The sequence below is a fragment of the Faecalicatena contorta genome (assembly GCF_022835095.1).
Lineage (GTDB): Bacteria > Bacillota > Clostridia > Lachnospirales > Lachnospiraceae > Faecalicatena > Faecalicatena contorta.
Map to the genome: position 1 here is coordinate 4,695,995 of NZ_BQNQ01000001.1, position 20,550 is coordinate 4,716,544.

The 20,550-nt window shown below is 50.8% G+C and carries 24 protein-coding genes; 3 read left to right on the forward strand and 21 right to left on the reverse strand.

Annotated elements, in window-relative coordinates; all coding sequences use genetic code 11:
- Nucleotides 1-13 precede the first annotated feature (13 nt).
- The 16 genes from MWG26_RS20975 to MWG26_RS21050 form a co-directional block, all read right to left on the reverse strand.
- Nucleotides 14-1,390: a complex I subunit 5 family protein gene (locus tag MWG26_RS20975; protein ID WP_081733221.1), complete on the reverse strand. Its 1,377-nt coding sequence runs from the start codon at nucleotides 1,388-1,390 to the stop codon at nucleotides 14-16.
- Nucleotides 1,391-1,515: 125 nt separating this feature from the next.
- Nucleotides 1,516-1,890 carry a sodium:proton antiporter gene (locus tag MWG26_RS20980; protein ID WP_025657861.1) on the reverse strand — a complete coding sequence of 125 codons (375 nt, stop codon included), beginning with the start codon at nucleotides 1,888-1,890 and terminating at the stop codon, nucleotides 1,516-1,518.
- A gap of 1 nt (nucleotide 1,891) precedes the next feature.
- Nucleotides 1,892-2,848: a hydrogen gas-evolving membrane-bound hydrogenase subunit E gene (mbhE, locus tag MWG26_RS20985; RefSeq protein ID WP_025657862.1), complete on the reverse strand. Its 957-nt coding sequence runs from the start codon at nucleotides 2,846-2,848 to the stop codon at nucleotides 1,892-1,894.
- Nucleotides 2,845-3,114, reverse strand: a complete 270-nt coding sequence (locus tag MWG26_RS20990) for a hydrogenase subunit MbhD domain-containing protein (RefSeq protein WP_025657863.1) — start codon at nucleotides 3,112-3,114, stop codon at nucleotides 2,845-2,847. The genes mbhE and MWG26_RS20990 overlap by 4 nt, the downstream gene beginning before the upstream one ends.
- Nucleotides 3,111-3,500: a cation:proton antiporter gene (locus MWG26_RS20995; RefSeq protein ID WP_025657864.1), complete on the reverse strand. Its 390-nt coding sequence runs from the start codon at nucleotides 3,498-3,500 to the stop codon at nucleotides 3,111-3,113. Before MWG26_RS20995 ends, MWG26_RS20990 begins: the two co-directional genes overlap by 4 nt.
- The gene (locus tag MWG26_RS21000; protein ID WP_049915940.1) at nucleotides 3,487-3,834 is read right to left on the reverse strand and encodes an MrpF/PhaF family protein; all 348 of its coding nucleotides are present in this window, start codon (nucleotides 3,832-3,834) and stop codon (nucleotides 3,487-3,489) included. The genes MWG26_RS20995 and MWG26_RS21000 overlap by 14 nt, the downstream gene beginning before the upstream one ends.
- Nucleotides 3,824-4,315 carry a Na+/H+ antiporter subunit E gene (locus tag MWG26_RS21005; protein ID WP_025657866.1) on the reverse strand — a complete coding sequence of 164 codons (492 nt, stop codon included), beginning with the start codon at nucleotides 4,313-4,315 and terminating at the stop codon, nucleotides 3,824-3,826. The genes MWG26_RS21000 and MWG26_RS21005 overlap by 11 nt, the downstream gene beginning before the upstream one ends.
- Nucleotides 4,316-4,478: 163 nt before the next feature.
- Complete coding sequence (locus MWG26_RS21010) at nucleotides 4,479-4,754, reverse strand: hypothetical protein (protein ID WP_025657867.1); 276 nt, start codon at nucleotides 4,752-4,754, stop codon at nucleotides 4,479-4,481.
- A 45-nt stretch (nucleotides 4,755-4,799) separates the two neighbouring features.
- Nucleotides 4,800-6,194, reverse strand: a complete 1,395-nt coding sequence (gene atpD / locus MWG26_RS21015; RefSeq protein ID WP_275891930.1) for a F0F1 ATP synthase subunit beta — start codon at nucleotides 6,192-6,194, stop codon at nucleotides 4,800-4,802.
- Complete coding sequence (atpG, locus tag MWG26_RS21020; RefSeq protein WP_244062774.1) at nucleotides 6,187-7,074, reverse strand: ATP synthase F1 subunit gamma; 888 nt, start codon at nucleotides 7,072-7,074, stop codon at nucleotides 6,187-6,189. The genes atpD and atpG overlap by 8 nt, the downstream gene beginning before the upstream one ends.
- Nucleotides 7,067-8,581, reverse strand: a complete 1,515-nt coding sequence (atpA, locus tag MWG26_RS21025; protein ID WP_025657869.1) for a F0F1 ATP synthase subunit alpha — start codon at nucleotides 8,579-8,581, stop codon at nucleotides 7,067-7,069. The genes atpG and atpA overlap by 8 nt, the downstream gene beginning before the upstream one ends.
- Nucleotides 8,578-9,117, reverse strand: coding sequence for an ATP synthase F1 subunit delta (gene atpH, locus MWG26_RS21030; RefSeq protein WP_117440579.1), 540 nt, complete (start codon nucleotides 9,115-9,117; stop codon nucleotides 8,578-8,580). Before atpH ends, atpA begins: the two co-directional genes overlap by 4 nt.
- Nucleotides 9,105-9,623: a F0F1 ATP synthase subunit B gene (atpF, locus tag MWG26_RS21035; protein ID WP_025657871.1), complete on the reverse strand. Its 519-nt coding sequence runs from the start codon at nucleotides 9,621-9,623 to the stop codon at nucleotides 9,105-9,107. Before atpF ends, atpH begins: the two co-directional genes overlap by 13 nt.
- A gap of 22 nt (nucleotides 9,624-9,645) precedes the next feature.
- Entirely contained in the window at nucleotides 9,646-9,867 is a 222-nt protein-coding gene (atpE, locus tag MWG26_RS21040) for an ATP synthase F0 subunit C (RefSeq protein ID WP_025657872.1), read from the reverse strand.
- Nucleotides 9,868-9,981: 114 nt separating this feature from the next.
- Nucleotides 9,982-10,710 carry a F0F1 ATP synthase subunit A gene (locus MWG26_RS21045; protein WP_025657886.1) on the reverse strand — a complete coding sequence of 243 codons (729 nt, stop codon included), beginning with the start codon at nucleotides 10,708-10,710 and terminating at the stop codon, nucleotides 9,982-9,984.
- A complete protein-coding gene (locus MWG26_RS21050) occupies nucleotides 10,707-11,063 on the reverse strand; it encodes a hypothetical protein (protein ID WP_117440578.1) in 357 nt (118 codons plus the stop codon). Before MWG26_RS21050 ends, MWG26_RS21045 begins: the two co-directional genes overlap by 4 nt.
- A 1,014-nt stretch (nucleotides 11,064-12,077) precedes the next feature.
- On the opposite strand from MWG26_RS21050, the gene MWG26_RS21055 reads away from it, so the two are divergent.
- The gene (locus MWG26_RS21055; protein ID WP_117440577.1) at nucleotides 12,078-12,983 is read left to right on the forward strand and encodes a LysR family transcriptional regulator; all 906 of its coding nucleotides are present in this window, start codon (nucleotides 12,078-12,080) and stop codon (nucleotides 12,981-12,983) included.
- Between the two features lie 244 nt (nucleotides 12,984-13,227).
- Here the strand turns inward: MWG26_RS21055 and lpdD are convergent, their stop codons facing one another.
- The 4 genes from lpdD to MWG26_RS21075 form a co-directional block, all read right to left on the reverse strand.
- Entirely contained in the window at nucleotides 13,228-13,593 is a 366-nt protein-coding gene (gene lpdD, locus MWG26_RS21060) for a prenylated flavin chaperone LpdD (RefSeq protein ID WP_044925896.1), read from the reverse strand.
- Nucleotides 13,587-14,159 (reverse strand): UbiX family flavin prenyltransferase, encoded by a 573-nt coding sequence (locus MWG26_RS21065; RefSeq protein WP_117440576.1) that lies wholly within the window; start codon nucleotides 14,157-14,159, stop codon nucleotides 13,587-13,589. The genes lpdD and MWG26_RS21065 overlap by 7 nt, the downstream gene beginning before the upstream one ends.
- Nucleotides 14,156-15,385 carry a benzoate/H(+) symporter BenE family transporter gene (locus MWG26_RS21070; protein ID WP_025653600.1) on the reverse strand — a complete coding sequence of 410 codons (1,230 nt, stop codon included), beginning with the start codon at nucleotides 15,383-15,385 and terminating at the stop codon, nucleotides 14,156-14,158. The genes MWG26_RS21065 and MWG26_RS21070 overlap by 4 nt, the downstream gene beginning before the upstream one ends.
- Before the next feature lie 124 nt (nucleotides 15,386-15,509).
- A complete protein-coding gene (locus MWG26_RS21075; protein WP_025653601.1) occupies nucleotides 15,510-16,979 on the reverse strand; it encodes a UbiD family decarboxylase in 1,470 nt (489 codons plus the stop codon).
- Between the two features lie 437 nt (nucleotides 16,980-17,416).
- Here MWG26_RS21075 and MWG26_RS21080 point away from each other — a divergent pair, with 437 nt between their 5' ends.
- Nucleotides 17,417-18,331 (forward strand): LysR family transcriptional regulator, encoded by a 915-nt coding sequence (locus MWG26_RS21080; RefSeq protein WP_025653602.1) that lies wholly within the window; start codon nucleotides 17,417-17,419, stop codon nucleotides 18,329-18,331.
- 33 nt (nucleotides 18,332-18,364) lie between these two features.
- On the forward strand, nucleotides 18,365-19,915 hold the full coding sequence (locus MWG26_RS21085; protein ID WP_025653603.1) for an acyl CoA:acetate/3-ketoacid CoA transferase: 1,551 nt from the start codon (nucleotides 18,365-18,367) through the stop codon (nucleotides 19,913-19,915).
- 2 nt (nucleotides 19,916-19,917) lie between these two features.
- On the opposite strand, the gene MWG26_RS21090 is transcribed toward MWG26_RS21085, so the two are convergent.
- Nucleotides 19,918-20,532 carry a TetR/AcrR family transcriptional regulator gene (locus MWG26_RS21090; protein WP_025653604.1) on the reverse strand — a complete coding sequence of 205 codons (615 nt, stop codon included), beginning with the start codon at nucleotides 20,530-20,532 and terminating at the stop codon, nucleotides 19,918-19,920.
- Nucleotides 20,533-20,550: the final 18 nt, after the last annotated feature.

Below are 20,550 nucleotides of genomic sequence, written 5' to 3' on the forward strand. Positions count from 1 at the left end.
TTAGAGTGCTCCCTTATCCAAAGATCTCCAGCCCCTGTCTGACCACCTGCATCACGGGCGCCGCACCAATGCCCAAAAACAGCGTCAGGGCCACGCCGCCCCCAATGGCAGCCTTGAACTGCCAGGGATTGCACGCTGTCTGCTCTTTCATCCCCGCCGCTTTTTCCTCCGCAGTCAGCGGAGTATACAGGATCAGGACCACTCTCATAAAATAAATCGCATTGAGCACCGTGCTCACCGCCAGCGCCGCCAGCACCACCACCGCATAGGCCGGCCGTTCCAGGGATGCCTCCGCAAACATCAGCTTGCTGACAAACCCGCCGAACCCCGGGATGCCCACCATGGACAGCGAACCGGCCACGAAGCCCACACCCGCTGCTTTATTGCGGAACCCGGCTCCACGAAGCCCCTGGATATCCGCGTTCCCCGCAGACACCTTGATCAGGCCGAAGGCCGCCACAAACACCAGGGATTTTGCCGCTGCATGGGCGAAGATATGGTAGAGCCCCGCCCCGGCCCCCGCCGCTGAGCCCAGGCCGATGCCCATGAAAATATAACCGATCTGTGCCACGGAGGAATAGGCAACCATCCTCCGCAGGTTCTTCTGCCGCACCGCATCCAGGGACCCCAGCACCATGCCGATGATCCCGAATACAAACAGCACATTGATGATCCCGCTTCCCGCAAACACTTCCGCCCCCGTCACCCGGTAGATGATCTTCACCAGCAGGAAGATATAGCCTTTGGATACGATACTGGAAAGCATGGCCGATGAGGACGCCGTGGCATTCCCATAGGCATTGGGCAGCCACGCATGGAAGGGCCACAGGGCGCTCTTAATGGCAAGCCCCACGCTCACCAGCCCGATGGTCACGATCAGCGGCACCCGGTACTCCCCGGTCTGCCACAGCAGCAGGATGCTCTCCTTGATGTTGCTCAGGAGCAGGTGCCCGGTCATATCGTAGAAAAAACTGATGCCAAGCAGCAAAAGCCCCGAGCCCATCAGGCTCATGATCATGTAGCGCACCCCCGCCGCAATGGTCAGGTCATTGAATTTCCCCAGGATCAGCCCGCAGGCTGCAATGGTATTGATCTCCACAAACACATAGGCGGTAAAAAGGTCATTGGTGTATACCAGCGCCAGGTTGGACGCCAGCATCAGGTCCGCCATGATATAGTAAAAATTCGCCTTATCCGCTTCCAGGTCCCTGCGCGCCTCTTCCATGCCGCCCCACAAAGCCAGCAGCATGATCACGCAGAATAAAAGCGCCATGGCCGCCTCCAGCATGCCCGCACGCAGTTCGTTTCCCCAGGGCGCCGGGAAGTGGCCCATCACATACACATAGCTCTCCCCCGTCCCCATCAAAAACGCCAGCAGGAAGGCGGACATCACCCCCACCGCCCCCGTCATGCACAGGCTGAGCCGCCGGGCCGCTTTCCCTTTCAGCGCGGACGTGATGATCGCCGCAAACATGGCGGCTAAAATCGAAAAACAGGGCACATTCTGTACAAAACTCATTCTTCCTTCTCCCTTATCTTGAGCGATATCTTATCCAGGTCCAGCGTGTGGTATCTCTGATACAGGCAGATAGTCAGCGCCAGCATCAGCGCCGTCACCGACACCGACACCACGATCCCCGTCAGCACAAGCCCGCTGGGCACCGGGTTGATGTAGGCCTCCACGCTTTGCACCCCGTCCACGATGATGGGCGCTTTGAGCCCCTTGATGTACCCCTTTACCGCAAGGAAAAGGTACACCGCCGTATCCATGATATTCAGGCCGATGATCTTTTTGATCAGGTTCTTATGCAGGAACAGGTCCGTAAACCCGATCCCAAACAAAATGACCGCCACCACCTCTATGAAATTTGCCGTTAAATGGCTTCCCATCTTACAGCCCCCCTCTCCGGAACAATGCATAAAATGCATAGATTGTACATGCCACCTCTGTCCCCACGCAGATATTGATGGGCAGGATGATCCCCCCGCTTAAAATAGCCCCGGGCTCCCCCAGCGGGAAAAGGTGTTCCAGCCCGTTGGCCCCCGTGTAGAAAAAGTGCAGGGCGATCAGGCCGTAGAGCAGCAGGGCTGTCACCTTCACGATCACATAGATCTTTTCATTGAAGAACCGCTGGGTCCTGGGAAACCCGAAAGACGCCGCGTAAAGGATCATCCCCGCGCCGATCACCGCGCCCCCCGAGAACCCGCCCCCCGGTGACAGATGCCCGTTTAAGATGATATAGATCCCAAATAAAAAAATCACCGGGCATACCACCTTCGCCACCTTCTTCAGCACCGTGTCCTCCAGAGGCTCCAGGCCGTAGTCATCCAGCTTCAGTTTCCTGCGCTTCTCCTCATTCTCCACCATCAAAAGGATCATGACGCAGCAGGTCGCGATAAACAGCACCGTGGTCTCCCCAAAGGTATCAAAGGCACGGTACGTCAGGATCATCCCCGTCACCAGGTTCACGGAACCCGTCTCCTCCAGCCCCTGGGTAATATAACGCGCAGGCACTTCATTATTGGCTGGGTTGGACTCTGCCCCCACGGAGGGGAGGAAGGACACCGCATACACCAGGATCCCAATCAGCAGCAGGCACACTGCCACGCTCACCGTGCGGTACACATGCCCATACCCTTTCAGCCTTTTATTCCGGGGATAGTCCCGGCTCTTTTTTCTGATCGCTTCATAGTCGGAGGGACCATACGGCTCCTCTGGCTCCTGCACCGGGGCCGGGGGCTTCATCTCCAGGGTCCCCACAAAGGGGTCCTTTTCCCCGTCCAGCCACCGCTTGAACCGGCCGGACAGGCTTTCATTGTACTCCTCCTGCGGACGTTTTCTGCTCATTCTTCCTTCTCCTTTTCGTCATCCTTCTCAGCTGAGATCCCTTTGATCTTCTTCAAAGTTACAAAAAATAAAAGGGACGTCACTCCCGCGCCTACCGCCGCCTCTGTAATCGCCAGGTCCGGCGACTCCATGATCATCCACAGGATCGACATGATCAGGCTGTAGGCCATAAAAATCAGGATGGAATTCAACAGGTTCTTATGGAAGCTGACCGCTGCTGCGCACAGCACCAGAAACACCAATAAGATCCAGGTAATGACTGTCATGCTTCCCCCTCCTTTATCTCTTCTGCCTGTTCTGACGGGCAGCACGCCTTCACCTCTTCCGCTGCCTCAACCGGACAGCAGTCCTCCATCTTTTCCCGGGACAGCACTTCCAGCTTCACCACCATATGGGCCGCAACCGGGGAGGTCATCCAGAGGAATACGATCAGAAACAGGATCTTAACACTCGGGAAGGTGAACCCATTGAAAACCACCGCACCCAGCAGCATCAGCCCGCAGCCCAGGGTATCCCCGATGGCCGCTGCGTGCATCCGGTTCAGCACATATTTGAACCGGAAAACACCGATAAACTGTATGATATAAAAGACAAGCCCCGCTGCCATGCATACGGCGCCTGCCAGAAAGCGGATCCATTCAAGAACCATCATCCAGCGCTCCCTCCTCCCTCTTTTTTCGTTTCTCATTGCGTGCACGGCAGGCCCCGATATAGATCTGCGACAGGATCACCACCCCCAGGAAACTGATCAGGCCGTAAATCAGGCTGATGTCCAGCAGGTAGGATTCCTCCAGCAGCAGGCCCAGCAGCGCGATGGCCGCAGTCACGATCCCGCCCAGCATGTTCACCGCCAGCAGGCGGTCTGCCACCGACGGCCCCAGCACCAGGCGCAGCAGGCACAGGAGGAACATCACGCAGAGCACTGCCAGCACCACGATTAAAAACTTCTCACTCAATGCCCCCAATACGGGGATGTCATGAAACATCACCTTTTCCTCCTCCCTCTGCCGCAGCCTCCAGCTCCACAAGCTTTTCCACAAAGCCCGATTCGTGGATCCCCACCGCGTATTCCCGGTCCAGGCTGTGCACGATGTAGTTCCCCTCCTCCAGGTCTGCGGTGATCGTCCCCGGGGTCAGGGTGATGGAATTGGCCAGCACCGTCTGCCCCGTCTGGGTCCGGATCCCGGTTTTAAAACGGACAAGCACCGGCTCCGGCTCCCGGTCAAACTCCAGGACCAGCTTCGACACCGCCAGGGCCGCCTTGATCACTTCCACCACCAGGAACACCACATACTTTAAGATCTTCCCGGTGCACCTTACAATCACCAGCTCCCGCTTCGGGGAGTACTCCATAAATTTATATAAGAACAAATATAAGGCGCCGCAGATCACCGCGCCAAATATTGCAATTTCCAATGTAATCCTGCCGTTTAATATAATCCACAGTACAAACAAAACAATGAACATCCCATCACCTCATCGGTTTCCTACGAATTTTCCGCAGCCGTTCAGGCAGACCTGTCTAAATGGTTGCGGTTCCCCTGCTTTTTGCTTCTAAAATGGCGCGCAGGATACATACTGTATAATATCTGCGCGCCTCTTTTTTATTTCACAGGCATGAACTCTGCTTTTATTCCCCCGCCTTCCAGCCGGCATATCTGGTATAGACTGCCATGGTCTTTCCCACGTGGATATGGCCCCCCGGGATCTGCACGATGCGGGGCTCTTTCCCCTCTGCCTCCCGGATCTTTACCTCGCCCTTTTCCAGGCGCTTCAGGGCCGGGCTGTGCCCTGCCATGTAGCCCTCCTGCCCCGAGGCTTGCTCTACCACGACCATCTCCACTTCCCCGGAATAGAATAACTGCTGCGGGGTTACAATCTTTAATAAAAAACTTTTTGCTGCCATCCGCCCTAAGCCTCCTTCTGCACACGGTCCGCTTCCGGGCCTCCCTTATGCGGTCTGCCCCTGGGCGTACTTCTCCGTTACGTCGTCAATCCCTCCTGCAAACAGGAACATGGATTCCGGAATCTCATCGTGCCTGCCTTCCAGGATCTCTTTAAAGCCCCGGATGGTTTCTTTCAGCGGCACGTACTTCCCGGCCATCCCCGTAAACTGCTCCGCCACATAGAACGGCTGGGACAGGAACCGCTGCAGCTTCCTTGCGCGGGCTACCGTCAGCTTATCTTCCTCCGACAGCTCCTCCATCCCCAGGATCGCGATGATGTCCTGCAGGTCCTTATATTTCTGCAGCACCTCCTGCACTCCACGGGCGGTCTGGTAATGCTCCTCCCCCAGGATTAACGGGTCCATGATCCGGGACGTGGACTCCAGCGGGTCTACCGCCGGGTAAATCCCCAGCTCCGTGATCGCACGGCTGAGCACCGTGGTCGCATCCAGATGCGCAAAGGTCGTCGCAGGCGCCGGGTCTGTCAGGTCATCCGCCGGCACGTATACGGCCTGCACCGAGGTGATGGAACCGTCCCTCGTGGACGTGATCCGCTCCTGCAGCGCCCCCATCTCCGTTGCCAGGGTGGGCTGGTAGCCTACCGCAGAGGGCACGCGCCCCAAAAGCGCCGATACTTCCGACCCCGCCTGGGTGAAACGGAAAATGTTGTCAATGAACAGCAGCACGTCCTGGTGCTCCCTGTCCCGGAAATGCTCCGCCATGGTCAGCCCCGTCAGCGCCACGCGCATCCTGGCTCCCGGCGGCTCATTCATCTGCCCGAATACCATGGCCGTCTTATCGATAACCCCGGATTCCTGCATCTCATAATACAGGTCGTTCCCTTCCCTGGTACGCTCGCCTACCCCTGCAAACACAGAGATCCCGCCGTGTTCCTTGGCGATGTTGTTGATCAGCTCCTGGATCAGCACGGTCTTTCCTACCCCCGCTCCCCCGAACAGGCCGACCTTCCCCCCTTTTGTGTAAGGGGCCAGCAGGTCAATGACCTTGATCCCGGTCTCAAAGATCACAGAAGACGTGTCCTGGTCCTTATAGTCCGGCGCCGGGCGGTGGATCGCATCGTAACGCTCCGCCTCTACGGCGCCCTTCTCGTCAATCGTCTCGCCCAGCACATTGAACAGGCGCCCTAATACTTCTTTCCCGACCGGGACCTTGATCGGCTCCCCCGTGTCGGTCGCTTCCATCCCCCGGTACATCCCATCCGTGGATGAAAGGGCAATACACCGGGCCTGATCCGCACCAATGTGCTGTTCCACCTCTGCTACAATGGTCTTTCCGTTTTGCTCGATATGTATTGCATTAAGAAGATTCGGCATCTGTTCCTCATCAAACTTAATATCAATAACCGGTCCGATAATCTGTTGAATGATTCCTTTATTCAATTGCCTCACCTCTTAATTTCTGAGCCTCCGAGCCGGCGATGATCTCAATGATCTCACTGGTAATCGCCGCCTGTCTCGCTCTGTTATAGTAAATAGATAATTCTGTCAGCATCTCGTTGGCACTGTCGCTGGCATTCTTCATCGCAATCCTGCGCGCCGAATGCTCGCACAAGGTCGCCTCCGCGATTGCACTGTACAGGTACAAAGCCAGGTACTCCTGCGCCAGGCTGTCAAACAGCTCCCGCCCGGCCGGTTCGTATTCCATCAGGGTCAGGTCACAGTCCCCTGCCTGCCCCCCTGCCTGCCCCCCTGCCTCCAGCGGGAACACCGGGGCCGCCTTCACCTCATGGGAAATCGAGTTCAGGTAGGAAGCATACAGCACCCGGATGCTTGTAAAACGGCCTTCCCGGTACAGCTCCAGCACTTCCCCTGAGAGCCGGTACGCTTCCTCGTACCCCATCTCATCCATCTGCTCCCGCTCCGTCTCCAGCATCTCCAGGCCTTCCCGGATGCAGAACTCTTTTCCCTTTGTCCCAAGGGCCGCGAAACAGCAGCTGCCTTTTTCTTCCTCTGCGATCTGCCCCGCCGCCTTCGTGATGGAGGTATTGTAGCTCCCGCACAGCCCTTTGCTGCTGGTGAGCAGGATGTACAGCGTTTCCCCGTCCCTTGGTTCCAGGTACACTTCCGGCACCCCCTCCTCGGTACGCAGGACCTGCCCGTAAAGCCGCTTTTCCTCCTCCAGGTGTTTCCGGATATAGTCGAACCGGTTCGTTGCCTGCTTCAGTTTCGCTGCGGAAACCAGTTTCATGGCATTGGTGATCCTCTCCGTGCTGCTGACGCTTTTCATCCTGCGCTTAATCGCCTGCATCTGGTCAGCCATCGAATCTACCCGCCTTCCTGCATTCTTCTATGCCCTTCAAAAGCTGTTCCTCTGTCTCCGCTTCCAGTTTCCCTGTATCCGCAATGGCTTTCCCCACATGGGGGTAATTCGTATCCATGTACTGGTACAGTTCCTTTTCAAACCGCTTCACCTGGCTTGGCGCAATGCCCGCCAGATGCCCTTTTACTGCCGCATAAATGATCATGACCTGGTGTTCCACCGCAACCGGCTGGTACTGCCCCTGCTTCAGGATCTCCATCAGGAGCATGCCGTTCTCCAGCCGCTCTTTGGTATCCTTGTCAATGTCTGACCCAAACTGCGAGAACCCTTTCAGCTCCCGGTACTGCGCCAGCATCAGCTTGATCGTTCCCGCCACCTTCTTCATGGCCTTGATCTGGGCGCTGCCCCCTACCCGTGACACCGAGATCCCGGCGTTTACCGCGGGTCTCTGGCCCGAGAAGAACAGTTCCGACTCCAGGAAGATCTGGCCGTCCGTGATGGAGATGACGTTGGTCGGGATATACGCCGACACGTCCCCTGCCTGGGTCTCGATGATCGGCAGCGCCGTAATGGAACCCCCGCCCAGCTCATCGGAGAGCTTCGCGGAGCGCTCCAGCAGACGGCTGTGCAGGTAAAAGACATCCCCCGGGTACGCCTCTCGTCCTGGCGGACGCCTCAGCAGCAGGGACATGGCACGGTATGCCACCGCGTGTTTGGACAGGTCGTCATATACGATCAGGACATCTTTCCCTTCATACATGAATTCCTCCCCCATCGCACACCCTGCATAGGGCGCTATGTACTGCAGCGGCGCCACGTCGCTGGCCGTCGCCGACACGATGATGGTATAGCGCATCGCATCCCGGTCTTCCAGCGTCTTCACCAGCTGCGCGATGGTCGACTTTCTCTGGCCGATGGCCACATAGATGCAGATCACGTCCTTGCCCTTCTGATTAATGATGGTATCAATGGCGATGGCCGTCTTTCCCGTCTGGCGGTCCCCGATGATCAGTTCCCGCTGCCCCTTTCCGATGGGGATCATGGCGTCAATCGCCTTGATGCCCGTCTGCAGCGGCTGGTGCACTGACTTCCTCTGCAGCACCCCCGGCGCCGGGCTCTCGATGGGCCGCGTCTTATCCGTCTCTACCGGGCCCTTCCCGTCAATGGGCTCACCCAGCGGGTTCACGACACGGCCAAGGAGCTCTTCCCCCACAGGCACTTCCGCTACCCGGCCTGTCGGGCGGACAATGTCCCCCTCCTTGATGCCCCGGTCTGCTCCGATGATAACCGCCCCTACATTCTTTTCCTCCAGGTTCATGGCCATCCCGTAGATCCCGCCGGAAAACTCCAGCAGTTCCCCCGCCACACAGTGGCGCAGGCCTGTCACACGGGCTACCCCGTCCCCCACTTCCTGCACGGTGCCAAAATCCGTGATCTCCATCTGGCTTGTATAGGTTTCTATCTGCTTTTTGATCTGGCTGCTGATCTCCTCTGTATTCCACATCATAGAGAACTCCCCCCTTCCGGCCTGCTTCGAAGCCTCAAGCTTAAATCTTCCATTCTCTTCTTCAGGGAAGCATCAATGAGTTTCCCGTCTGCGGAGATCAATACCCCGCCGATGAGGCCTTCATCGATCATGTTTACCAGGGTCACCGGCTTGCCGATCAGTTCCGCCGTCTGCTCTTCCAGGCGCTTCACCATTTCCTTCTCCAGCGGCACCACCGAATATACCGTCCCACGGATCCCCTGTCTTTCTTCTCCCAGAAGCTCCAGCCCTTCGGCCAGCACCTGGCTGAAATGGTACAGGCCCTGGCGGTCTAACAGGATGCAGAAGAACGCCAGCGTCTCATCGCTGATATGGCTCCCAAATATGTCCCGCATCCACCCAAGCCTTGTTTCCTTCCCGATTTCACCCAGCGTCAGCATCTGGAAAAAGTTCTCTTCCTCCATAAGGAGTCTTTTCAGCACAGCCAGTTCTTCAGTCACTGTATCTATTTGCCCGCACAGTTTCTTTACCTCAGTCTGTTCTGTTATTCTTTCCATGATGAATCCTCAGCTTCTTCTATAATCTTTTCTACTACTTCTGCCTGTCTTTTCGGGTTCAGTTCTTCTCCTATGATTTTCCCTGCTGCAAGGACAGCCATGTCTCCAATCTCTCTTTGTAGCTCTTTCTTCGCAATCATCTTGTCCCGCTCGATTTCACGGCGCGTCTGCTCCCGCACCTGCCCCGCTTCTTTGCTTGCGGTCTCAAGCACCGCCCCTGCCTGGGCCTGGGCCTCCTGCATTGCCTTCTTTATGATCTCCCGTTTCTCGGACTCTGCAAACGCCATCTGCGCCTCATACTCTTCCAGCTTCTGCTGTGCCTCTTCGCGCGTCGTCTGGGCTTCCTGCAGCGTGTTCACCACCTGCTGCTGCCTTGCCTCCATAAACTGGTGTACTTTCTCAAAAAAGAATTTTTTTAAGATTAACACTAACACAACCACGGTGATCAGCGAAAAAAGCAGGTTCCAGTTGATTGTAAGCAGATCCTGATATAATTGTACTTTCAAATCCGGCTGCCTCCCTTCTCTCTTATACCTTTCCCGACAGCATAATGGCGATAACGAAGGTCAGGACACCGATGGTCTCCATAATTGCCATACCTACAATCATACCTGTCTGGATCTTGCCTGCTACTTCCGGCTGCCTTGACATGCCTTCCAGCCCCTTGCTCAGTGCCAGCCCCTGCCCCAGGCCGATGCCCAGTGCTGCTAATCCCATACACATCCCGATTCCCAGTGCAACCATTCCCATATCTATTTCCTCCTGTAATCAATTCCTATTATTTTTTTCTTTCTCTGCTCCCTGCCCTTTTCTTCCGCAGGTGCCCTGTATGCCCTTCTATGCCGCACTCTGCAGCCGGGCCTGTTACTCGCTGTGTCCCACAGACATTATTTTGACTGCTGCACCGAGGTTTATCACGGTCAGCGTGGTAAATATGTACGTTTGGATTAACGGTTCCGCTATGTCAAAGATCGCATTCAGCGGCAGTACCGTAACCGCACGCAGAAACGGGACCGTCGTAATCATGTTGCTTAGGTGCGTCATCAGATGCAGCCACAGTTCGATTACGATGAACCCTCCCAGGATATTCCCGAAAAGCCGGAGCCCCAGGGAGATCGGTAATGTACACTCCTCCAGGATCTTCAGCGGGAACATGAACGGGTACGGGTCGCACATCTCTTTGAGTTTCCCCTTTACCCCGTGCACTCTCAGTGAGTTGGCCAGGATCATCAGGAACGTCAGCCCTGACAGGGCAAACGCCACATTTAAGTCCGCCGTAATCGGACGGATCCCAAACAGCCCCAGGCAGCTCGCACAGAATACGAACCCAAGGATGCTCCCTACATAGGGCGCATAGGACTTGTTCTCCTTCCCCATGTTGTTCTCCGTAAACTTATACACCCAGCCCACGATAAATTCCGCCACCACCTGTTTTCCTTTCGGCACCGTCTTCAGCCCGCTTCCGAGCCAGATCCCCAGCACCGCCAGTATCACGGCAATCACGAGTCCAAACAATGTACTCTCTGTGATAAACAGCTTTCCCTCTCCGAAGCCCAATATAATCCGGGCGCCGAGTTCTTCCACGTTTATCATTGTTTTTTTACTCCTCCTATTCCATATACGATGAAAATAGCCAGCGATAAGCCTAAGATTCCTGCTGCATACATCAGCACTGCCGCCCTCCCGGCCCTCATGGACACGTACGCGGCTGCGATATAAAGCAGGTAACGGAAAAGAAATATCTGGACAACAAAAATATTCCTGACACCCAGCAGCCGGCCTACCGCCAATTTTAATAAGAAGTAATTAGCGAAGGCGGCTGCGGATCCCAGAAGCAGCCCAATCATGGCCTTGTATCCGGTTCCACATAGGATACCGATCATTCCGGCCACTATAATATAAAGAATATAGATAGCTGCTAACTTCCCGCTCTTATTGTCTTTCATTTTTCTCGTCCCTTTCTAAAGCCTATATGCAGTTATCTTTCAAATATAAGATTCCTCACCCTCTCCCATTTTATACTTTTTAGACGTCTATATTAATATGATCATATTCTAACATTTTCAATATGCAGTAAATAGTAAATTATGCTCACTTCATATCGAAGAAATTTGTTTAAAATTAGGACATCACGCCTTTTCGAGTGTGATATTCTTGTTAAAATGTAACAACGCTCGCAAAGTATAACTTCTTATTATATAGTAAACATTATATAATACTCTGCTTACTTCGGTCACCTTGTTGGTAATTTTATTTTAGTACATTTTATCTGATAGATCAATTCAATTTATAATAAAAATCATTCCATAATAGAATGATTGTTACTGTTCAGACCGTGCCATGCACCCCGCTGCACGACATCGGAGCCGATGATGTGATGGTCTCAGGGTAGGTGCCGTTACTGTGCAAGCCCACAGGGTGTGAACAGTAACGTATGATTTATAAGGAGTATTCCATACCACGCCCTATCTGATCCACAGGCAAAACAGCCCAATCCTCACTCACTGCTTAGGCAGGCATGTTTCATACTTCCAAGTTAAATATATGGCTTGATAGAAATAGGTCGGAGACTTTACTTTAAGTTCCGGCCTATTACATATTCTATAATAATCTATCCTGTATGAACCTGCCGGTTTATCTAAAAATAGGCACGGTTCAAGACCCTGCGCATATATAACGGCCCGTCCACATTTCATTGTGCATTTTGTTTAATAAACAGCAAGAGCTCTATTAATTATTATATATTTTTCCATGCATTCGGCGCAATTCTCATTTGTACATAGTATTATTCCATAATCGAATTGCATGCATAATGGCACTTTTATATAATACTTAATATATGAAGAACTTTCTACTGTCTGATTTTATTCTATTTGCTTAAGTATTATTTAGGAATATCACATCATATAATTTAGTATACACAGGAAACTTATCACGCATGAATCACGGAGGTACGGTCTATGACCCTTTCGCAGATAATGTATTTTTTAGCGGTTGTAAAATACAAAACCTTTACACAGGCAAGTGATGAACTGTACATATCTCAATCTTCTTTATCCAAACAAATTAAAGCACTAGAACTTGAACTTGGACATACTCTTTTTAACAGAGAAGCGAAAGAAAATACTTTAACTGCTGAAGGTGAGCGTTTTTTAGTCTATGCAAACAAGTTTTCCAAAGATTATGCCGCTATGATGTCCGACTTAAACCAAATGAATGGTGATTCCTACAAAAGCCCATTGGTTTTAGGTGTGCTGCCCATTATCAATGAGTATAATCTAAACGATGATATTGTTTTATTTCAAAAGTTAATTGCTTCTTCCAACAGCTATGTGAACCTGCTCGAAAGAGAGCAGGAAGAACTGGTAAATATGCTCCAGTTCAGACAGATCGATGCCGCTATCATCCGCATGGATTCACTGGATTTGTCCAAATATGAATATATTACATACATGGAGGAACCGTTGGTGATTATATATCCCGACCAGATGGAAGAACTGAATAAAGAATATGTCACGCTGGAGGAACTCGCCGATTATCCAATTATATGCTTTGACAAATCCTCCTCACTTCACAGAACCATTAAACATCTTTTCCACGAAAGAGGACTGTATCCAAAGTTCTCTTATATTTTTAAACATCATGAGCAGATTCTGTCCATGGTAAATGCAAATTTTGGCGTTGCTGTTATTCCCGGCAATTTAGTATCCACCTCAATGTTTCCCAATATCAGGGTTACACACTTTAAGAAGCCTGTCACATCAAAGGTCTGTCTGGTGCGACCCAAAAATGTACCTATTACAGAGCCTTTGAATCTGCTCTTTCAGTATTTCGAGTCAACTTATCATGAGGCGAACAAAGAATAATGCCGTGGTTCTTATGATCACATTATAGCAGAGGATTTCTAGGATTTCCAACATTAAAATCTGCAAATTTGTATGAAATCCTGCACTTTCGGGAGATTTGTCTGGGAGTGTCGGGAAAACATACAGAATTAAAATATTTGATTGGAGCTTTTTCCCCATTTTTTATGATTCTCTATAACAGGGTGTGACCTGCATTACTTTCACACCCTTCCGCCTTTCTCTCCCGGTACTTAGCTAAAGATATCTATTCGCTTTCCTCCCCGAGCAGCCTCTGCAGTAGATCTCCGCACTTCTCAAGGACGATCTCGAGCTGCTCTGGCCTAAGCTTTTCCACATGGATTCCGCACGAACATACTACCGTACAATTTTGGGCCTTCGCCAACGCTTCCGAAAACAGCCGGGCGATGATATCATCTTTATGTCCTGCCCCAGTAAGTACTGAGGTAGTAACCCCGATGCCTTCACCTGTAAGGCTCGGCCTGGCAACCGTCATCACAACACTGCCTGCGTGCGGTGTGTCCCCGCCATATACAGCCAAAGTATAATCTTTGCCCATCCGTATGGCTTCACAAATAATAGAAAGGCCGTCAAATAATTCTTCTTTTAACACTCTTCTCCCGCCCCCATCCACGGCACGAATTTGTCATAGGTGATCCCGAACTGCATCAGCACTTTTCCAACAATATGGTTTATCTGATCCGCAATCGTCCCAGGCCGGTTATAAAATGTCAGCAGCGGCGGAACAATCACACACCCCATGTCTGCCGCCTCCTTTAGATTTCTGATATGGATCTTGCCCAATGGCATCTCTCTGGGAACAAGAACGACTTTGCGCCCCTCCTTCATACAGACATCAGCTGCGCGGAGAATCAGATTCTCCGCATATCCCGCCGCAATTCCGGCAAGCGTCTTCATACTGCACGGCATGATAATCATGCCGTCAGTCACAAAAGAGCCGCTGGATATACAGGCCGCCATATTATGCTCATCATGAATATGATCTGCTATTTTCACTAACTCTTCTATCGGAATGCTGCTCTCCAGTTCCCAGGTAATCCTTGCCGCCTCACTCAAAATTAAGTGCACTTCACAGTCTTCTATACTTTTCAACGCCTTTAACAGGTAGCAGCTCATCTCCACACCTGTGGCCCCGCATACTCCTACTGTTATTCTCATGCTGCCACCACTGCCTTTTTAAAGTCTTTACGGTCGCAAATCAATGAAACAAGCACGCCGAACACCAGCGCCCAGAATGCGCTTCCGATATTTAAAATGCTTACGCCGGACACACCAATGATCAGGGAAAAGAAGGCGCCGGTTTTGTACCGCCCGCTTTTAAAGCCATCCCGGAATGCACCGATCAGGACATTAATCATGGCAAGGCCTGCAACCGTATACACAAGGCTTAACGGAATCAGATTGATAAATGCCATGGCAAAAGAACTAAGTACGCCAAACACGATAAAGATTGCGCCATTGACAACCGACGCCGCATATCTGCCCTCCTTTGGACCGGATTCTTCCGAAGCACAGATTGCCGTCATGGGCCCTGCAATATTGGCATTATGTCCACCAAACAGACCTGTGCAGATTCCTCCGATACCACTTAAAATTGTCATACTGTTGGCTGGCACCTTATAGCCCTTTGCCTCCATAACGCCCATTGCCTGTGCCCCTTCCGCACCGATTACCAAAGCTGCAATCGGAACCGCACATGACAGGATCAGAGATGGCTCGAAGGAAGGTTTTACAATGTGGGGGGCAATATATGTGATTTCATTCATAGAGCCGCTGAATCCGCCAGTTACAACCACTGTAACAATACCGACAATCAATGCTGCCAGTACACCCGGAAACTTCTTAATAAAACATGGTACAATAAAAAATGCCAGCACTGCCAGACCGCATATTAACGTATCTGACTGTGTATATGTAACGATATTCACGCCAAACTTCAGCATACACCCTGCCACCATCGCCATTACGATTTCCATCGGCAATATTTTAATAATCTTCCCGACCAGGCCAGTCAGACCCAATATTAAAACGATGATACCAGCCAGAATGAACGCCCCTGCAGCCTGCGGGAACGTATATCCTGCAAGAGCCGTAGCCATCAATGTCGCCGCCGAAATTGCATAGGCGCCGCAGATCGGCATTTTATAATACAGCGACAAAAAACAGCCGATCAATCCGCCGAACACATAGATGCCAAACAGCCAGCTTGCCGTGTCCCTGGCAGAGAAGCCAACAGTAGTTGCTGCGCTGATAACAACCATTGCAGGTCCTGTACACCCGAAAATGGACGCAATCAGTCCGCTGCCAATTGTGCCCGCATTTAAACTTTTCGGCAAATCTTTAAGGCCCGCCCTTAGTCCAGGCCCTTCTTCTATAAATTTCATGATTACCCTCCTAAATAAGTATTGATTTCTTTCCTCTTTTTTCTGCGGAGTATACGGCAGGCTTTTATAACCTAAGCCTGCAATATTCCCCGCGGTCTCTTAAAATTTTTATCCCTTTATAATCTTAAAATCCATATTTTTTCCAGTTCTCAAGTACATGCTTCTGCAGTTCCTCTGGATATCCTCTGAAGGATGCTTCTACAGGCTGCTGCTCTTTCGGCCACTTGTGGAAAGGTGTCAGGCAGTTATAAATAACCCGGGTAGAAACGGATTTGCTCTTCTCATCCGCACTTAAATATGCAACAAGCGGGAAGATGTACTGATCCGGTATCACAATCCTTCTGTCCGGATGATGTCTGGTAGCTATTGCCCATACAAGCTGTTTCAGATCACTTGGATCAATGTCGTCATCCACAACCACGACCTTTGGCATATAGGACCCACCTTTTGATGCAAATACAGCCTTTCCGATCTCCAGAGCCAGCTGCTCATCGTCTTCTGTCTGTCGGTTTCTGTCTACGGAAACAACGAACCAGTGGGTTGCGGTCTCCATAGGAATGAAGCATTCCTTTATCGGGAATCCCTGTTTCTGCAGTACATTCTGAATGCTTGCCGCAATACTGATTCCCCAGTTGGTGTGATTTTCTTCAGTAGGAACGCCTGCCACACACAGCGGCATAATCGGATTATCCCGGTATGTCATAGCGGACGCCTTAAAGCACGGAACTGTCTTGCTGCGGCCTGACCATACATATCCGCCATACTCACCCATCGGGCCTTCCGGAACCATCTCATCCAGAGATGCAAAGCCTTCAATTATAATCTCAGAAGAAGCAGGTACAAGTAAATCATTTGTCTCACACTTGACCACATCAACAGCTTCACCATACCAGCCGCCGATCATTTCACCCTCATTCACTCCGGAAGGAAGCGGATATCCTGCGATCATAGCAATGGCAGGATCTACGCCCAGACAAAGTGCATATGGCATTTCCTTGCCAATCTTTTTCCACTCGGCATAAATCTTACCAAAATCCTGTGTCGGAATTACCACACCGGCAATGGTCTGCGGTCCGTCAAGCATTGCACGTGATATAGCCCAGTTAACCCATGAGCCATCTGGTGTCTGAGCAATGAAAATTCCATAAGTATTGATGTAACGCCCTCCGTCTCCATAATGAATGTGAGGCACCGGAAGCTTTGTCAGGTCAATCTCTTCGCCAAACAGCTTGTTTTGCTTACATGCGCCTGTTTCAACAAGACGCGGGGCAATGGGCTCTACATCCGGAAGGCGTGACCATTTTTCAACAAGTGCAGGGCCAGAAGTATCAGCAGGCAATCCAAGAGAAAGTGCCACACGTTTAAATGGATGTTCCTTATCAGGGCTCAACCCCACCGGCGCTCCCAGTACCTCAAATCCTGGTGTGCATTCCTTAATATTCTTAAAAAGAGGAGCCGGTGACGGCAGGTCATAGGCATGTCTGGTAATAGCGCTCATTTCCATATTCCAGTCCACTTCCTGCTCTACTGTAACAATTTCCCCACACTCCCTCAGCTTTTCCACATATTCCCGGAAACTTTTAATTGGCTGCATAAAATTTGTCCTCCTTTAAAATTGAATTTGTTTGTTGATTAAATAGTATCATCCACACAGACAAATGAACACTTTACATATTTTATCGTTTCATAACCAAAATCAATAGTTCATAAATTTTATGGAAGCATAACTAAAATTTATACCTTTTCAGCGTATCTGCAGTTCTGCCCGCAAAGCGCCAGTCTATGAGGAATTGCTGGGAATCTCCTATTCTGACCGCTGCTGCCGGGCCGTCCCCTGAACACTGATCTGGGAACGTTCCCCATCTGCACCGCAATGATCACTCTGGAAAAAACAGTTCTGGTATGCTATCCTAAATTCGTAAGAAATAGCAGCAGTATACGATTCTAAGTTCTTAAGAAACACACACCATGTACGATATTTAATTCGCAGGGAACAAAATCACCAGATACAAAGGACGAGGGGGAAATAGAATGAACAGCAACCAATTGTACCATTTTAAGACGATTGCGGAATGCGGCAACATCACCAAAGCGGCTGAAGTGCTCTACATCACACAGCCAGCCTTAAGCACATCCTTAAGGAAGCTGGAGGAAGAGGTTGCAAGACCGCTGTTCATACGAGAGGGCCGGAATCTCAGATTAACAGAGAATGGCAAGGTTCTGCTAAACTATGCCCAGATCGTCACAGACGCCATTGAGCGTGCGGAGGAATACTTTAGTGTACACGAGGATTCCCAATCGGTGAACCTGTACCGCATAGGCGGTGTGGCGGGAAACCTGCTGACCGAAGAATGTTTTACCATGGAAGGTTTCCGTCTGAACTGTCTGCTTGTCTCCAACCAGGATCTCGTCAGAATTGCTTCGTCCGGTGTTGCAGATATTATAATCGCAGATGACAGGTACTTAAAAAATGCCGCACATAAGTATTCAGAAAAAGAACTGCTTTATCACCAGCACCTAATTCTTTCCGTATTGAAAGATGATCCGCTGGTAAGATTAAACGAGGTAAATGTAAAGGATCTGAACGGACTGTCGATGCTAGGACATGTGAATCCGCTGGGATTTGCAGCCTGGATAGATGAGATAAAGCGCGATAACCGCTGTGACTTTGTGAATGAAATTGCACTGGACAATATGACATATTTTGCAGAAAGGGATAAACTTCCCTGGCCTGTTTTTATAAGTTCTTTTGGAATCGGAACCGAAAGAGGCAAGGATTATTTTTCAAAAAGAAAGAGTATTAAAGTAACCGGCAGATATACAGAGCGGGATATTTTCATCTGGTATAACAAAAAAAGCCTGAAACGGCTGAAGCCGCTCATAGAAAAAATTAAGTCTAATGCTCAAAAAACGCTGGAACTGGATAACGCCTCAGGTTATTTATAGATTCAACCGGTAAATGGAATGCGGGGATAAGAGATGAGTATAAGAATCATGACTGCAAAAGAGGCTGTAAAGCTGGTGGAGTCTAATCGGACATTATGTACGGAAGGGTTTGTAGGCGCTGCCCTTGCGGAAGAGCTGCTTCTGGAACTGCAGAATCGTTACAGAGAAACGGGAAGCCCACGGGATCTGACTCTGATTTATGCCGCAGGTCAGGGAGACGGCGATGAGCGGGGGCTCAATCATCTAGGGGAAGAAGGGCTGCTCTCCAGAACCATCGGCGGTCACTGGAACCTGTCGGGCAGATTGCAGAAACTGGCTCTGGAAAATAAGATGGAGGCCTATAACCTGCCCCAGGGCGTCATATCCCAAATGTACAGGGATATTGCAGCGGGCAGGCCCACCATTTCTCATGTAGGTCTTGATACCTTTGTGGATCCAAGGCTGGACGGAGGAAAACTGAATACAGTCACCACAAAAGAAATGGTGAGCCTGATAGAAATTAACGGAAACGAATACTTAAACTATGACCAGCTTCCCCTGGACTACGCCTTTATCCGGGGAACCTTTGCAGATGAGCGCGGAAATATTTCTATGGAAAAAGAATGTACTAATCTGGGTGTTCTTGCAATTGCAGAAGCGGTGAAAAACTGCAGCGGAATGGTTATCGTCCAAGTGGAAAATGTAGTCAAAGCAGGGACACTGGATCCCCGTTATGTGAGAATTCCCGGCGCATTGGTCGATGTAGTGGTTCCGGTATCTGACAGGAAATACCATATGCAGACCTTTGGGACACAGTTTGATCCGGCTTTATCAGAAACTTCTGCGCTGTCCAGGAGATCCAAGCCGCTTAAAATGGACATCCGCAAACTGATCGGACGGCGGTGCGTCCTGGAGCTGACGGATGGAACCATTGTGAACCTGGGCATCGGCCTGTCGGAGATTGTAGCCGCGGTCGCTTATGAAGAAAGGATTGGAGAGACTGTGACTTTCACAATTGAGGGCGGGGTGACCGGCGGCATGGTCTTATCCGGCATGGACTTCGGCGCTGCGGCGGCCCCGGAATGTATAATGGATCAGGCCTCTATGTTTGATTTCTATGACGGCGGCGGGCTGGATGAAGCGTTTTTGGGGCTGGCCCAATGTGACAGACTGGGAAATATTAATGTCAGTAGATTTGGTTCCAGAATTGCGGGCTGCGGCGGCTTTATCGATATCAGCCAGAACGCGAAAAAAGTGGTGTTCTGCGGTACCTTTACAGCAAAAAATCTGGAGGTAAAGGCAGTAGACGGAAAGCTTGTTATAGTCAGGGAAGGCGAGATTAACAAATTTGTAAATGAACTAGTGCAGGTCACTTTCAGCAGTGGGCGGGCGCGCAGATCAGGGCAGGAGATTCTCTATATCACGGAGCGTGCCGTGTTTGAGATGACAGCAGACGGAATTATACTTACTGAAATCGCTCCCGGAATAGACTTACAAAAGGATGTGCTTGACCACATGGAATTCCAATGTGCCGTCAGCAAGGACTTAAAATGGATGGATGCGCGTATTTTCCGGGAAGGAAAAATGGGGCTTGCGCCCCATTAATCTCATTTAGGAAGTTCGATAATCTTATCCAGTTCCAGTCCATGGAACACTCCTTGAAATGTAAGATGTGTCAACAGCTCTGCAAGATAAGAGGGGCTGTACTTCATACCGTCTTCCAGCCATTTGCCTGTGATTCCGATATGGGCTGAAATAATGTACTGGATAAGGTATTCTTTAGGAATGGACAGACTATCGTCGCTGAACCTGCTCAGGATCTCAGTATAGGTAATCCGGGCGCTTTCCTCCATCTTCTGGCGGAAGGAAGAAAGACCGTTACTTCCAAGCATTACCCTAAAAAAGTCTGCGTTTTTTGCAATATATTCAAAGTGCTTTACATAGTATTTACAGCTTTTTTGGGAATTTAAGCCGGACTCCCTGGCATAGGAATCCGGCTTTGTTTCTTTCCGTAGCTGATAAAACATCTCCTCCACTATCGTGTCTAAAAAATCCTGTTTATCTTCAAATTGCGAATAAAATGTACTTCTGGCAACCTGTGCCTCTTCTACCAGGTCATGGACGGTAATCTCATCTATTGTTTTCTGGTTCATCAGATGAATTAGAGCCTCAACCAGATACTGGCGGCTGCGTCTTTTTCTGCGGTCTCCACACTCTTTCATTGATACCCCTCCTTGGCA